The organism is Variovorax sp. VRV01, from assembly GCF_014852545.1.
Taxonomy (GTDB): Bacteria; Pseudomonadota; Gammaproteobacteria; order Burkholderiales; family Burkholderiaceae_C; genus Variovorax; species Variovorax beijingensis_A.
This window is the reverse complement of the sequence record NZ_JACVBS010000005.1, coordinates 66,319-80,013: the sequence shown is the minus strand read 5'-3', so window position 1 is coordinate 80,013 and position 13,695 is coordinate 66,319. Positions and strand designations below refer to the sequence as shown.

General features: G+C 69.2%; 14 protein-coding genes. 11 read left to right on the top strand and 3 right to left on the bottom strand.

What is annotated here, in order from left to right; translation table 11 throughout:
* Window positions 1–54: 54 nt before the first annotated feature.
* The 5 genes from IB278_RS10730 to IB278_RS10710 are packed head-to-tail and all read left to right on the top strand — an operon-like array spanning window position 55 to window position 3,347.
* Complete coding sequence (locus IB278_RS10730; RefSeq protein ID WP_145742836.1) at window positions 55–873, top strand: ABC transporter ATP-binding protein; 819 nt, start codon at window positions 55–57, stop codon at window positions 871–873.
* A 14-nt stretch (window positions 874–887) separates the two neighbouring features.
* Window positions 888–1,859: an MlaD family protein gene (locus IB278_RS10725; protein WP_145742838.1), complete on the top strand. Its 972-nt coding sequence runs from the start codon at window positions 888–890 to the stop codon at window positions 1,857–1,859.
* A gap of 10 nt (window positions 1,860–1,869) precedes the next feature.
* Window positions 1,870–2,541, top strand: a complete 672-nt coding sequence (locus tag IB278_RS10720; RefSeq protein ID WP_192323405.1) for an ABC-type transport auxiliary lipoprotein family protein — start codon at window positions 1,870–1,872, stop codon at window positions 2,539–2,541.
* 51 nt (window positions 2,542–2,592) lie between these two features.
* Complete coding sequence (locus IB278_RS10715) at window positions 2,593–2,814, top strand: hypothetical protein (RefSeq protein ID WP_012745458.1); 222 nt, start codon at window positions 2,593–2,595, stop codon at window positions 2,812–2,814.
* A gap of 20 nt (window positions 2,815–2,834) precedes the next feature.
* Window positions 2,835–3,347: a GFA family protein gene (locus IB278_RS10710; RefSeq protein ID WP_145742842.1), complete on the top strand. Its 513-nt coding sequence runs from the start codon at window positions 2,835–2,837 to the stop codon at window positions 3,345–3,347.
* Here the strand turns inward: IB278_RS10710 and IB278_RS10705 are convergent.
* Together IB278_RS10705 and IB278_RS10700 are read right to left on the bottom strand one after the other, a co-directional pair.
* The gene (locus tag IB278_RS10705; protein WP_145742844.1) at window positions 3,344–4,090 is read right to left on the bottom strand and encodes an SIR2 family NAD-dependent protein deacylase; all 747 of its coding nucleotides are present in this window, start codon (window positions 4,088–4,090) and stop codon (window positions 3,344–3,346) included. The two genes, IB278_RS10710 and IB278_RS10705, sit on opposite strands and share 4 nt — an antisense overlap.
* Window positions 4,087–4,950 (bottom strand): IclR family transcriptional regulator, encoded by an 864-nt coding sequence (locus tag IB278_RS10700; protein ID WP_145742846.1) that lies wholly within the window; start codon window positions 4,948–4,950, stop codon window positions 4,087–4,089. Before IB278_RS10700 ends, IB278_RS10705 begins: the two co-directional genes overlap by 4 nt.
* A gap of 145 nt (window positions 4,951–5,095) precedes the next feature.
* Here IB278_RS10700 and IB278_RS10695 point away from each other — a divergent pair, with 145 nt between their 5' ends.
* From IB278_RS10695 to fahA, 6 genes are all read left to right on the top strand, one after another.
* Complete coding sequence (locus tag IB278_RS10695) at window positions 5,096–6,055, top strand: MBL fold metallo-hydrolase (RefSeq protein WP_192323404.1); 960 nt, start codon at window positions 5,096–5,098, stop codon at window positions 6,053–6,055.
* A 135-nt stretch (window positions 6,056–6,190) separates the two neighbouring features.
* Window positions 6,191–7,828: an FAD-dependent oxidoreductase gene (locus IB278_RS10690; RefSeq protein WP_192323403.1), complete on the top strand. Its 1,638-nt coding sequence runs from the start codon at window positions 6,191–6,193 to the stop codon at window positions 7,826–7,828.
* 8 nt (window positions 7,829–7,836) lie between these two features.
* Window positions 7,837–8,037 (top strand): DUF2783 domain-containing protein, encoded by a 201-nt coding sequence (locus IB278_RS10685; RefSeq protein ID WP_192323402.1) that lies wholly within the window; start codon window positions 7,837–7,839, stop codon window positions 8,035–8,037.
* 48 nt (window positions 8,038–8,085) lie between these two features.
* Window positions 8,086–9,399 (top strand): homogentisate 1,2-dioxygenase, encoded by a 1,314-nt coding sequence (gene hmgA / locus IB278_RS10680; RefSeq protein WP_192323401.1) that lies wholly within the window; start codon window positions 8,086–8,088, stop codon window positions 9,397–9,399.
* Window positions 9,396–10,373, top strand: a complete 978-nt coding sequence (locus tag IB278_RS10675) for a Bug family tripartite tricarboxylate transporter substrate binding protein (RefSeq protein ID WP_192323400.1) — start codon at window positions 9,396–9,398, stop codon at window positions 10,371–10,373. The genes hmgA and IB278_RS10675 overlap by 4 nt, the downstream gene beginning before the upstream one ends.
* 25 nt (window positions 10,374–10,398) lie before the next feature.
* Complete coding sequence (gene fahA, locus IB278_RS10670) at window positions 10,399–11,673, top strand: fumarylacetoacetase (protein ID WP_145742856.1); 1,275 nt, start codon at window positions 10,399–10,401, stop codon at window positions 11,671–11,673.
* 8 nt (window positions 11,674–11,681) lie between these two features.
* Here the strand turns inward: fahA and mrdA are convergent, their stop codons facing one another.
* Entirely contained in the window at window positions 11,682–13,649 is a 1,968-nt protein-coding gene (gene mrdA / locus IB278_RS10665; protein ID WP_145742858.1) for a penicillin-binding protein 2, read from the bottom strand.
* Window positions 13,650–13,695: the final 46 nt, after the last annotated feature.

Below are 13,695 nucleotides of genomic sequence, written 5' to 3'. Positions count from 1 at the left end.
CCGCCGGGCCGTTCCCAAGGCGAATACCGCAGCGCGTAGCGCGGAGGCATTCGAATGAGCGATTCAAACACCGTCGTCGACATCCGCAAGCTCTGGACGGTGTTCAAGAGCGCCGACGGCGAGGTCGTGGTGCACCGCGACCTCGAGCTGCGCATCGAGCGCGGCGAGGTGCTGTCGCTGGTGGGTGGCTCGGGCACCGGCAAGACGGTGCTGCTGCGCCAGATCCTCGGGCTCGAGAAGCCGACGAAGGGCACGGTCGAGGTGCTGGGCCGGGCGCCGGGCGAGCTCAGCGCCAAGGGCGCGGCCAACGTGGGCATGCTGTTCCAGCACGGCGCGCTGTTCTCGGCCTTCAGCGTGCTCGAGAACATTGCCTTTCCGCTGCGCGAGCTCAAGCTGCTGCCCGACGAGCTGATCCGCAATGCGGCGCTGGTCAAGCTGCAGATGGTGGGCCTGGAACCGCGGCATGCCAACATGAGCCCGGCCGACCTGTCGGGCGGCATGATCAAGCGCGTGGCGCTGGCGCGCGCGCTCATCATGGACCCGCCGCTGCTGCTGCTGGACGAGCCCACGGCCGGCCTCGACCCCGAGGCCTCCGACAGCTTCTGCGACCTGCTGCGCGGCCTGCACCGCGAGCTGGGCCTGACGGTGGTGATGGTCACGCACGACCTGGACACCCTGTTCGACCTGAGCACCCGCATCGCCGTGCTGGCCGACCACAAGGTCATCGTCAGCGGCTCGGCGCGCGAGGTGATCGCGTATCCGCATCCGTTCATCCACGAATATTTTCTGGGCGGGCGCGGCCAGCGCGCGCTGGAGGCCCTGCATGACAAACCCGCCAAAGCCCCGCCGGCCCCTGCCGGCGCGGCCCGCTGAAAGGTAGCCACACCATGGAAAACAAAGCCCATGCCATCGCCGCCGGCGCCTTCGTGCTCGGCCTCATCGCCGTGCTCGTAGGGCTGGTGGTCTGGTTCACGCGCGACAACACCGTGCGCAACATCTACGAACTCTCCACGCGCGACCCGGTCAGCGGCCTGCAGCCGCAGGCCATGGTGCGCTACCGCGGCATCGCGGTCGGCAAGGTGACCTCGATCGACTTCGACCCCAAGACGAAGGGCAACGTGCGCGTGCGCATCACGGTCGACCAGCGCGTGCCGCTCACCACCTCGAGCTTTGCCACGCTGAGCTACCAGGGCGTGACCGGCCTGGCCTTCATCGCGCTGGACGACAAGGGCGAATCGAACGTGGCGCTCGCGCCCAACAACGACGATCCGCCGCGCATTCCGCTCAAGCCCTCGATGCTGGCGCAGCTGCAGGACCGCGGCGAAGCCATCGTCAACCAGGTCGACGAGGCCACCAAGCGCGCCAACCAGTTGCTGGGCGACGAGAACCAGAAGCGCGCGGCCGATGCGCTCGAGAACATCGCGGCGGCCTCGGCCAGCGCCAACACGCTGCTCAAGCAGCTCGACAACACGGTGAAGACCGGGCTGAACCCGGCGCTCGCAGCGCTGCCGAACACGCTGTCGTCGGTGAAGACGGCCGCCGGCGACGTCTCGCGCGTGGCCAACAACTTCAACACCACCGTGGGCCGGCTCAACGCGCCCGACGGCCCGATCGAGCGGCTGAGCGACGGCACCAAGGCGCTGGCGCAGTCGGTCGATTCGTTCAACGCCGCCACGCTGCCGCGCGTGAACCGCGTGGCCGACGACACCTCGCGCGCGGTGCGCCGGCTCGGCCGCGCGGCCGACAGCATCAACGACAACCCGCAGTCGCTGCTGTTCGGCAATGGCGGCACCGCTGCCGGGCCCGGCGAGCCCGGGTTCTCCGCGCCGCCCGCCACCACGTCCCTCGGACGCCCCTGAAGTGACGACCATGAAGAACACCACCCACTCCCGTCCGCGCCTCGCCGCCTGCGCCGGTGCCGGCCTCGCGCTGCTGCTGCTCGCCGGCTGCGGCGCGCTGCCCGACAAGCCCGCGCGCGCCACGCTGTACGACTTCGGACCCGGCCTGGCCGCCTCGGCCGCCGCCGCCAACCCGCCCGCGGCCGCATTGCCCACGCTGGCGCTGGCCGAGATCGAGAGCAACACGCGGCTCGACGGCACGCAGATCCTCTACCGGCTCGGCTATGCCGATGCCAACGAGCTGCGCCCCTACGGCCAGTCGCGCTGGAGCCTGCCGCCGGCGCAACTGCTGCGCCAGCGGCTGCGCGACGCGCTCTCCGAGCGGCGTACCGTGCTCGGTCCGGAAGAAAGCGCGACCATCGCGCGCGCCGAGGGCAAGGTGCCCGACACGCTGCGCATCTCGCTCGACGAGTTCAGCCACTACTTCGATTCGGCCAGCAGCAGCGTCGGGCTGGTCCGCCTGCGCGCCACGCTGATCCGCGGCACCACCGGCGGCGACCGCGTGCTGGGCCAGCGCACCTTCACCGTGCGCCGCCCGGCCCCGAGCGCCGATGCGCCCGGCGGCGTCAAGGCGCTGGCCGCGGCCACCGATGCGGCGGTGGCCGAGGTCGTGCAGTGGGTGGACCAGCAGCCGCGGCAGTAAGCTCGGCTTCGGCCCCGGCCCGCTTTTTTCATCCACGGAGGAGACCTCACCATGAACGCCACACGCATCATCGGCATCCTGCTCATCGTCGCAGGCATCGCGGGCCTCGGGCTCGGCGGCTTCAGCTTCACGAAGGAAACGCACCAGGCCAAGCTGGGGCCGCTGGAGTTCTCGGTGAAGGAGAAGCAGCAGGTCAATTTCCCGGCCTGGGCCAGCGTGGCCGCCATCGTGGTGGGCGGGGCGCTGGTGCTGCTGGGTGGCAAGAAGGGCTGAGCGCCCTTCCAGGAAGCGCCATGGCCGCCGCTGTTGACGGCAATGCCTTCGTGCCCCTCGACGGGGGCTGCACTTGCGGCGCCGTGCGCTACCGCATGATGGCTGCGCCGCTGTTCGTGCACTGCTGCCATTGCCGCTGGTGCCAACGCGAAACGGGCTCGTCCTTCGCGCTCAACGCCTTGATCGAACCCGCGCACATGCAACTGCTGCAAGGCACCGTCGATGTGGTGCTGACGCCTTCGGCCAGCGGACGCGGCCAGAAGTACGTTCGCTGCCCCCATTGCCGTGTCGCACTCTGGAGCCACTACGCCGGTGCGGGCGATGCGGTGTGCTTCGTCCGCGTGGGCACGCTCGATACGCCCGACCAGCTGCCGCCGGACCTGCACATTTTCACGATGTCGAAGCAGCCCTGGGTGGTGCTGCCGCCCGGCGCGCCCGCGGTGACCGAATACTACGAGCGCGAGGCATACTGGCCTGCCGCAAGCCTCGCGCGTTGGCGTGCGCTGCGCGAGGCCAGGGCTTCCGAAAGCTAGCCGCCCATCCCCGCCACCAGCTGCGGCAGCAGCAGCTCCGCCGCGCCGCGCAGGACCACCGAGGCTGCCTCGTCCAGATGCGGCAGCGGCTCCATGTTGAGCGTGATCAGCCGGGCGCCGCGCGACATCGCGAGCTGCGGCAACTCGGCCGCCGGATAGACCACGGCGGTGCTGCCGACCACCATGAACACGTCCGACTCCTGCGCGGCCACCTGGGCGTCGTGCAGCACGCCGTGGTTCAGCATCTCGCCGAACATCACGACGTCGGGCCGGGCGCGCGAGGCGCAGCGCATGCAGCGGTGAAAGGGCCAGGGGCCGCGGCGGTTGCCGCAGTGGTCGCAACGCCAACGGCGCAGCGAACCGTGCAGTTCGAGCACGTCCAGCCCGCCCGCGATCGAGAGCAGGCCGTCGACGTTCTGCGTGATCAGGCGCGTGGCGGGGCGCAGCCGCTGCAGCAGCGCGAGCGCCGCGTGCCCGGGGTTCGGCTGGGCGGCCTCGACCGTGTCGAGCCGCCGGGCCCAGAAGCGGGTGAAGCCCTTGGGATCGCGCTGCAGGTCTTCGGCGTGGGAGAACTGCAGTGCGTTCTGGTTCATCCAGAGGCCGTCGGCGTCGCGGTAGGTCGGAATGCCCGAAGCCCTGGACAGTCCCGCGCCGGAGAGCACGGCGATGCGCCGGGCGGCACCCAGCAGGGCGATGGCGGATTCGACGGGAGACGCGGGGGAAGAAGCGGTGCCCAGGCTCATGGATCCAGTGGTGCGGAAGCCTTTCTTCCGGCAGACGTTGCGCCCAGCCGCGCGGAGACCGTGCCCGCGCAGGCCTTGAGCGCGCGTGCGATTTCGCCGTCCCAGGCGGTGTCGAAGATGGCGGCCGGGCCGATGGCCGTGACCGACAGCACGATGGCGCCGGTGTGGTCGAACACCGGCGCCGCCATCGCGCTGACGCCCTCGATCACCTCGCCCTCGGAGCGGCTGATGCCGTGCGCGCGCACTTCCTGCAGCTGGCGCTCGAATTCGCTCCACGAGGGCAGCGGCCGCTGCGGCGGCATGCCGGCCGCGGGCGGCTCTTCGCCGGCCTTGCGCAGCTTGTGCCGCTGGCGCTCGGCGTCGAGCAGCTGCCGGACCGCATCGGCCTCCAGGTAGGCGGCAAAGACGCGGCCCGAAGCGGTGTTGGTGAGCGAGAACACCGTGCCGTGCCGCATGTTCACATGCACCGGCGAAGGCGATTCGGCCGTGCGCACGATGGTGGCGCCGCGCGCCCCCCAGACCGCGAGCGCCACCGTGTGGCCGATGCGCTGCGCCACCTCGGCGATCAGCGGCGTCGCAATATGCACCGGGTCGGCCTGCTGCAGGCTGATGAGCCCCAGTTGCAAGGCCAGCGGGCCGAGCAGATAGTGGCCGCTGGCGCGGTCCTGCTCGATCAGGCCCAGCCGCCCGAAGCTCACCATGTAGGGATGGGCCTTGGCGGCCGTCATGTCGGCTTCGCGCGCCAGGTCTTTCAGCGCCATCGGCCGGCCGTGGTGCACCAGTGCACGCAGCAGCTGTCCACCCACTTCGATGCTCTGGATGCCGCGCTGGGCGGCGCGGTCGGTGTCACTGGCTGCCATGGCCCGCCTCGGCGTCTGGTTGTTCGTTCATGAAGAAGGGATTAGACATGAACTGATCTCGGGCTTACACTCTCGGAATTCGCTAACCGCAAATTCATTTGTTTTAGACGAATCTAAATTTCGATCCAACCGACGGAGACACACGATGAGCCAAGCCAGGAAATTCGCCAGCCAGGCCGACATGGAAGAGAAGAAGATCACCTTCAGCCAGATCTCGGAACACGCCTGGGCCTACACCGCCGAAGGCGATCCCAACACCGGCATCGTGATCGGCGACGACTGTGTGTTGGTGGCCGACACCCAGGCCACGCCCGCCATGGCGGCCGACGTGGTGCGCCGCATCCGCGAAGTGACCGACAAGCCCATCAAGTACGTGGTGCTCACCCACTACCACGCGGTGCGCGTGCTGGGCGCGGCCGGCTACGGTGCCGAGCACATCCTGGCCAGCCAGGACACGCGCGACCTGATCGTGGAGCGTGGCGAGCAGGACAAGGCCAGCGAGATCGGCCGCTTCCCGCGCCTGTTCCAGAACGTCGAGACCGTGCCGCCCGGTCTGACCTGGCCCACCATGACCTTCACGGGCAAGATGACGCTGTGGCTCGGCAAGCTCGAGGTGCAGCTGATCCAGCTGGGCCGCGGCCACACCAAGGGCGACACGGTGGTCTGGTTGCCCGAGGAGCGCACGCTGCTGTCGGGCGACCTGGTCGAGTTCGGCGCGACGCCGTACGCGGGCGACGCCTACTTCAAGGACTGGCCGCAGACGCTGGACAACATCGCGGCGCTCAAGCCCGCCGCGCTGGTGCCGGGCCGCGGCGCCGCGCTCACCACGCCGGCCGAAGTGGCCGAGGGCCTGACCGGCACACGCAACTTCATCTCCGACGTGTACGCGAGCGTGCAGGAAGGCGTGAAGGCCGGGCGCGACCTGAACACGGTCTACAAGGACACCTACGCCAGGCTCAAGCCCAAGTACAGCCAGTGGGTGATCTTCGACCACTGCATGCCCTTCGACGTGAGCCGCGCGTACGACGAGGCCTCGGGCCATGCCGATCCGCGCGTGTGGACGGCCGAGCGGGACGTCGAGATGTGGAAGGCGCTCGAAGGCTGACCTGTCCTGCTCCCTCCCCTTCCGGGGGAGGGCTGGGGTGGGGGCACGCAGAGCGCCAATTTCGAGCGCCGCCAGCCCCCATCCCAGCCTTTCCCCAGCGGGGGAAGGAGCAATACAAAGACACGGAGACAACACGTGATCGACTATCAAAGCCTGCGCTTCGACTACAGGCGCCACGCCGATCAGGACGCTTCCACGCCCGCCCATCACCCGGTCGTGGTCGTCGGCGCCGGCCCGGTCGGCCTCGCGCTGGCCATCGACCTGGCGCTGCGCGGGATTCCCGTGGTGCTGCTCGACAACGACAACACTCTTTCCAGCGGCTCGCGCGCGATCTGCTTCGCCAAGCGCACACTCGAGATCTTCGACCGCCTCGGCTGCGGCGACCGCATGGTCGACAAGGGCGTGTCGTGGCACGTGGGCAAGGTGTTCTTCCACGACGAGCAGGTCTACCGCTTCGACCTGCTGCCCGAGCCCGGCCACGAGCGCCCGGCCTTCATCAACCTGCAGCAGTACTACGTCGAGGGCTACCTCGTCGAGCGCGCCGCCACGCTGCCGCTGATCGACCTGCGCTGGAACCACAAGGTCACGGGCATCGAGCAGCGCGGCGACAGCGCGCTGCTCACCATCGAAACGCCCGAGGGCAGCTACCGGCTGGCCGCCGATTACGTCGGCGCCTGCGACGGCTCGCGCTCCAACCTGCGGCAATTGATGGGCCTCGAAGCCAAGGGCCGCACCTTCCGCGATCGCTTCCTGATCGCCGACATCACGATGGATGCGGACCTGCCGACGGAGCGGCGCTTCTGGTTCGACCCGCCGTTCCATCCCGGCCAGAGCGTGCTGCTGCACAAGCAGGCCGATGCCATGTGGCGCGTGGACTTCCAGCTCGGCTGGGACGCCGACCCGGTGGAAGAGCGCAAGCCCGAGAACATCACGCCGCGCGTGCGCGCGCTGCTCGACAGCATCGGCTTCGAGGGCGTGCAGTTCCAGATCGGCTGGGCCAGCGTCTACACCTTTGCGTGCCAGCGCATGGAGCGCTTTCGCCACGGCCGCGTGCTGTTCGCGGGCGACTCGGCGCATGGCGTGTCGCCCTTCGGCGCGCGCGGCGCCAACTCGGGCGTGCAGGACGCCGACAACCTGGGCTGGAAGCTCGCGGCCGTGCTCCAGGGCGAGGCGCCCGACGCGCTGCTCGACAGCTATGCGAGCGAGCGCGAATACGCGGCCGACGAGAACATCCGCAACTCCACGCGCGCCACCGACTTCATCACGCCCAAGAGCGAGGTGAGCCGGCTGTTCCGCGACGCGGTGCTGGAGCTCACCAAGCGCCACGCCTTCGCGCGCACGCTGGTCAACAGCGGGCGGCTCTCGGTGCCTGCGGTGCTGCGCGACTCGCCGCTCAACACGCCCGATGCCGATGTGTTTGCGGGTGCGATGGTGCCCGGCGCCGCGGCGGCCGATGCGCCCATCGTGCGCGCCGACGGCGGCAGCGGCTGGCTGCTGCGCGAATGCCACGTGGCGCAGTTCACGGCGCTGCTGTTCGGCACCGGCGGGGCGGTCGAGCGCAGCCTGCAGGCGCTGAAGGCTTGCGACCTTCCGCTGCACGTCGTGCGCGTGCAAGGCGCAACGCCCGCAGGCGAGCTCGCCGTGCAGCGCTACGACGCGCAGCCCGGCACCGTCTACCTGCTGCGGCCCGACCAGCATGTGTGCGCGCGCTGGCGGCAACCCACGGCAGAAAACATCCGCGCAGCCATCGGCAGCGCACTGGCCAAGGCATGAGGACCACCATGCAACAGCAACGACAACTGATCACCGCACCGAACCTCGAAGCCCCGGACGATTTCTACGAGGCGCTGATCGAGGCGCACCAGGGGCTTTCCACCGAGGAGAGCCACGCCTTCAATGCGCGGCTCGTGCTGGTGCTGGCCAACCACATCGGCTCGCTGGCCGTGCTGCGCGAAGCCTTCGAGGCCGCACGCGGCAGCTGAACCCGCGCACTCCAACCTCATTCATCGCGCTTTTCGAAAGAGAACCCCATGACGAACCCCATCGACGATACCGAACGGCGCTACCAGAGCGGCTTCGGCAACGAGTACGCCTCGGAAGCCGTTGCCGGTGCCCTGCCGCAGGGCCGCAACAACCCGCAGCGCGCGCCCTTCGACCTCTACACCGAGCTGCTCTCGGGCACCGCCTTCACCGCGCCGCGCCACGAGAACCGCCGCACCTGGCTCTACCGCCGGCAACCCTCGGTGGTCTCGGGCCGCTACCAGCCGTATGCGCAAGCACACTGGACCACCGGCGCCGACCGCGAGATCGCGCTGCCGCCCGAGCCGCTGCGCTGGCACCCGATGCCGCTCGACGGCGGCGCGGCCGAGGCGGACTTCATCGACGGCATGCACACGGTCGCCGCCAACGGCGATGCCGAATCGCAGGTCGGCATCGGCTCGCTCATGTACCTCGCGGGCCGCTCGATGGAGCGCCGCGCCTTCGTCAACGCGGACGGCGAGATGCTCATCGTGCCGCAGCAGGGCCGCCTCGTCATCACCACCGAACTCGGCGTGCTCGACGTGAAGCCCGGCGAAATCGCGCTGCTGCCGCGCGGCATGGCGTTCAAGGTGGCCTTGCCCGACGGTCTCTCGCGCGGCTACGTCTGCGAGAACTACGGCGCGCAATTCCGCCTGCCCGAGCTCGGCCCGATCGGCTCCAACGGCCTGGCCAACGCGCGCGACTTCCAGGCCCCCGTGGCGGCCTTCGAGGAAGACGGCGGCGCCTACGAGCTGGTGAAGAAATTCGGCGGCCGCTTCTGGAAGGCGCCGGCCAAGCAGTCGCCTTTCAACGTGGTCGCCTGGCACGGCAACCTGGCGCCGGTGAAGTACGACACCGCCAACTTCATGGTGATCGGCTCCATCAGCTTCGACCATCCCGATCCGTCGATCTTCACCGTGCTGACCTCGCCCAGCGACACGCCCGGTACCGCCAACTGCGATTTCGTGATCTTCCCGCCGCGCTGGATGGTGATGGAGAACACCTTCCGTCCGCCATGGTTCCATCGCAACCTCATGAGCGAATTCATGGGCCTGGTGCTCGGCGAATACGACGCCAAGCCGGGCGGCTTCAAGCCCGGCGGCGCGAGCCTGCACAACTGCATGGTGCCGCACGGCCCCGACGAGGAAGCCTTCGACAAGGCCACGCATGCCGACCTCAGGCCGCACAAGCTGGACAACACGCTGGCCTTCATGTTCGAGAGCCGCTTGCGCTTCGTTCCGACGAACTTCGCGCTCAAGAGCCCCGCGCTCGACACCGACTACGCCGACTGCTGGGCGGGTCTCAAGGACCAGTTCAAGCCATGAAGAACGCATTCGCCATCACGCGCCGCATGGCCGCCATCGCCCTGCTCGCCGTGCCCTTGCTCGCGGCGCACGCGGCGGACTTCCCGTCGAAGCCCATCCGCTTCATCGTGCCCTACACGCCCGGCGGCACCACCGACCTGGTGGCGCGCACCGTGGGCCACCAGGTCTCGCAGAAGCTGGGCCAGCCGGTGCTGATCGACAACCGCGGCGGTGCGGGCGGCAACATCGGCATGGATGCCGTGGCCAAGGCTGCGCCCGATGGCTACACCATCGGCTTCGGCGCCATCTCGACCAATGCGCTCAACCCGCACATCTACAAGGCCATGGCCTTCGATCCGCGCCGCGACTTCACCGCGATCAGCCTGCTGGGCACCTCGACCATCGTGCTCGAAGTCCCCGCGAGCTCGCCGATCAAGTCGGTGTCCGACCTGATCGCGGCCGCGAAGAAGAACCCCGGCCTGCCCTACGCCACGGCTGGCGCCGGCACCTCGATGAACCTGGCGGGCGTGATGTTCGCGCAGATGACCGGCACCGAGCTCGTGCACGTGGCCTACAAGGGCAGCGGCCCGGCCATCACCGACATGCTGGGCAACAACATCGGCCTGATGTTCGACAACCTGCCGGCGTCGCTGCCGCACATCCAGGCCGGCAAGCTGCGCGCGCTGGCGGTGGCGGGGCCGGCGCGCTCGCCCTCGCTGCCCGAGGTGCCGACGATGGCCGAGGCCGGGCTCAAGGGCTATGCGCTGGACCCATGGTTCGGCTTGTACGGTCCCGCGAACCTGCCGGCGCCCATCGTGAAGGCGCTGAACGAAGCCTTCGTCGAGGCGCTCGCGATGCCCGAGGTGAAGGCCAGGCTGCAGCAGGCCGGCTTCTCGCCGCGCGGCTCGACCGCGCAGGAGCTGGCCACGCTCACGCAAACCGAATACCAGCGCCTCGGCGACGTCGCCAGGAAAGCCGGCATGACCGCCGACTGAACCGAATCTCAAAGAAAGACATGCCATGAGCACCACCGTACTGAACGCCACCCACGACCCGAAGCTGCGCAGCTGGGTCGCCTCCGCCAACGAAGCCGGCTGCGACTTCCCGATCCAGAACCTGCCCTTCGGCCGCTTTCGCACAGCCGGCAGCAGTGAAGCTTTCCGCATCGGCGTGGCCATCGGCGACCAGGTGCTCGACCTGAAGGCTGTCGGCCTGGTCGATACCGACGACATGAACGTGCTGATGAACGCGAGCGTGAGGGAGCGCCAGGCCCTGCGCACGGCCATTTCTGCGGGCCTGGCCGAAGGCAGCAGCCAGCAGGCCGCATGGTCCAAGGCGCTGCTGCCGCAGGCCAGCGCCGAAATGACCGTGCCCTGCCGCATCGGCGACTACACCGACTTCTACACCGGCATCCACCACGCCACCACCATCGGCAAGCTGTTCCGCCCCGACCAGCCGCTGATGCCCAACTACAAATGGGTGCCGATCGGCTATCACGGCCGTGCCTCGTCGATCGGCGTGAGCGGGCAGATCTTCAAGCGCCCGCATGGGCAGACCAAGGCGCCGGATGCGGCCGAGCCCGGCTTCGGTCCTTCGAAGCGGCTCGACTACGAACTGGAACTGGGTTTCTTCGTCGGCCGCGGCAATGCGCTCGGCGAGCCGATTGCCATCGCCGAGGCCGAAGACCACCTGTTCGGCGTGGCGCTGCTCAACGACTGGTCGGCGCGCGATATCCAGGCCTGGGAGTACCAGCCGCTGGGCCCTTTCCTTTCAAAGAATTTCGCAAGCGCGCTGTCGCCGTGGATCGTGACGATGGAGGCGCTGGCGCCGTTCCGCGCCCGCTTCGAGCGGCCCGCGGGAGATCCGCAGCCGCTGCCCTATCTGGACGCGCCCTCGAACCGCGAAGGCGGCGCGCTCGACATCACGCTCGAGGTGCTGCTGCAGACCGCGAAGATGCGCGCCGAAGGCCTGGCGCCCGCGCGCCTCACGCGCGGCAACACCACCGAGGCCGCCTACTGGACCGCCGCGCAGCTGGTCGCGCACCACACGGTGAACGGCTGCAACCTGCAACCCGGCGACCTGCTGGGCTCGGGCACGCTCTCGGGCCCCAAGCCCGACGAGGCCGGCTCGCTGATCGAGCTCACGCAGGGCGGCAAGCAGCCGATCACGCTGCCCAACGGCGAGAAGCGCACCTTCCTCGAGGACGGCGACACGCTGGTGATCCGCGGCTGGTGCGAGCGCGCGGGCGCGGTGCGCATCGGGCTGGGGGAGGTCAGCGGGACCGTGGTGGCTTAGGGCAAGACTCAGGGCGCGGTCGCGGCAGAGGCCGCCGCCGGCCACGCCACTTCGCTGGCCACGCGCGGCTTGCCGATCGGCGCGGTGGCCTTGCCGACCTTGATGGCGGCCATGTCGGCCTCGCTCGGGTACTGGTCCATCAGCCAGTAGTCGAACACGCGGCGGGCAATGGGCGCCGCCGCGCCTGCGCCCCAGCCGGCGTTCTCGACGATCACCGCCAGGGCGATCTTCGGATCGGTGGCCGGCGCGAAGGCCATGAAGAGAGCGTGGTCGCGCTGGTGCTCCTCGAGCGCCTTGGCGTTGTACTTGGTGTTCTGCGCCTGCGTCACGGCCTGCGCGGTCCCGGTCTTGCCCGCCGCCTGGTAGCCCGCACCGGCGAACACGCCGCGCGCGGTGCCGCTGGTGACCACGCTGGTCAGGCCCTCGCGGACCACCGCGACGTTGGCCGCGGTGTAGCCCAGGTTCTCGGCCGGCGGCTGGGGCAGCGGCACCACCTGCCCGCTCACGGTGTTGCGCGTGGCCAGCACGAGGTGCGGCTTGTGCTTGCGGCCACCGTCGGCCACGATGGCCGTGGCCTGCGCGAGCTGCAGCATCGTGAAGGCGTTGTAGCCCTGCCCGATGCCCAGCGAAATGGTCTCGCCCGCATACCACTTCTTCTGCTCGGGCCGCTTGTAGGCGTTGCGCTTCCATTCGGTGCTCGGCAGCACGCCGCGCACCTCGCCGCCGAGGTCGATGCCGGTGATCTGGCCGAAGCCCAGCGGCTTCATGAAGTCGTGGATCAGGTCCACGCCCATTTCGTTGGCCAGCGAGTAGTAGTAGATGTTGCTCGACAGCTGGATCGAACGGCGCATGTCGACACCGCCGATGTTGCCTTCGGGACTGCCGAAGCGGTGGCCGCCGAAGTTGAAGTAGCCGGGATCGTTCACCACCACGTTGGGGCCGCGCTTGCCGGTCTGCAGCGCCGCCAGCGCCATGAAGGGCTTGTAGGTGGAGCCGGGCGGATAGGTGCCGCGCAGCGCGCGGTTCAAGAGCGGCTTGTCGAGCGATTCGGTCAGCGCCTGCCAGCTCTCGGTGTCGATGCCTTCGACGAACAGGTTCGGGTCGAAGGTGGGCTTGCTCACGAAGGCCAGCACCTCGCCGGTCTTGGGGTCGATGGCCACCAGCGCGCCGCGGCGGTCGCCGAACATGTCTTCCACCAGCTTCTGCAGCTTGATGTCGAGCGACAACATCACGGTGTTGCCGGGCGTGGCCGGGTGGCTGGCGAGCCGGCGCACCGCGCGGCCGCCGGCCGAGGTTTCCATCTGCTCGACGCCGGTCTGGCCATGCAGCGTCTTCTCGTAGCTCTGCTCGATGCCGAGCTTGCCGATGTAGTCGGTGCCCTTGTAGTTGGCCTGGTCTTCCTCGGCCCAGTCTTCCATCGCGGTCTTCTCGCGCTGGTTGATGCGGCCGATGTAGCCGAGCACGTGCGAGGCCAGCTCGGCGTGCGGATAGTTGCGGAACAGCCGGGCCTTGATCTCCACGCCCGGAAAGCGGTAGCGCTGCGCGGCGAAGCGCGCGACTTCCTCGTCGCTCAGGCGAGTGCGGATCGGAATGGAGTCGAAGCTGCGCGAGTCTTCCCGCAGGCGCTTGAAGCGGCGGCGGTCGCGCGGCGAGATCTCGAGCACCTGGGTGAGGCTCTCGATGGTCTCCTCGACGTCGCCCACCTTCGACGGCGTGATCTCCAGCGTGTAGGCCGAATAGTTCGACGCCAGCACGATGCCGTTGCGGTCGAGGATCAGGCCGCGGTTGGGCACCACCGGCACGATGGCCGTGCGGTTGCTCTCGGCCTGTTCCGCGAGGTCTTCGTGCCGCACCACCTGGAGGTAGATCAGGCGCGCGCACAGCAGGCTGAAGGCGAACAGCACGGCCAGGCCGATCACGACCACGCGGCGCTTGAAGCGCGCGAGGTCGGCGGCGACGTTGCGGATTTCGGTCATGGCGGCGGAGCTGCGAGCTTAGGCGCCGGCCGTGGCCATGGCAAAT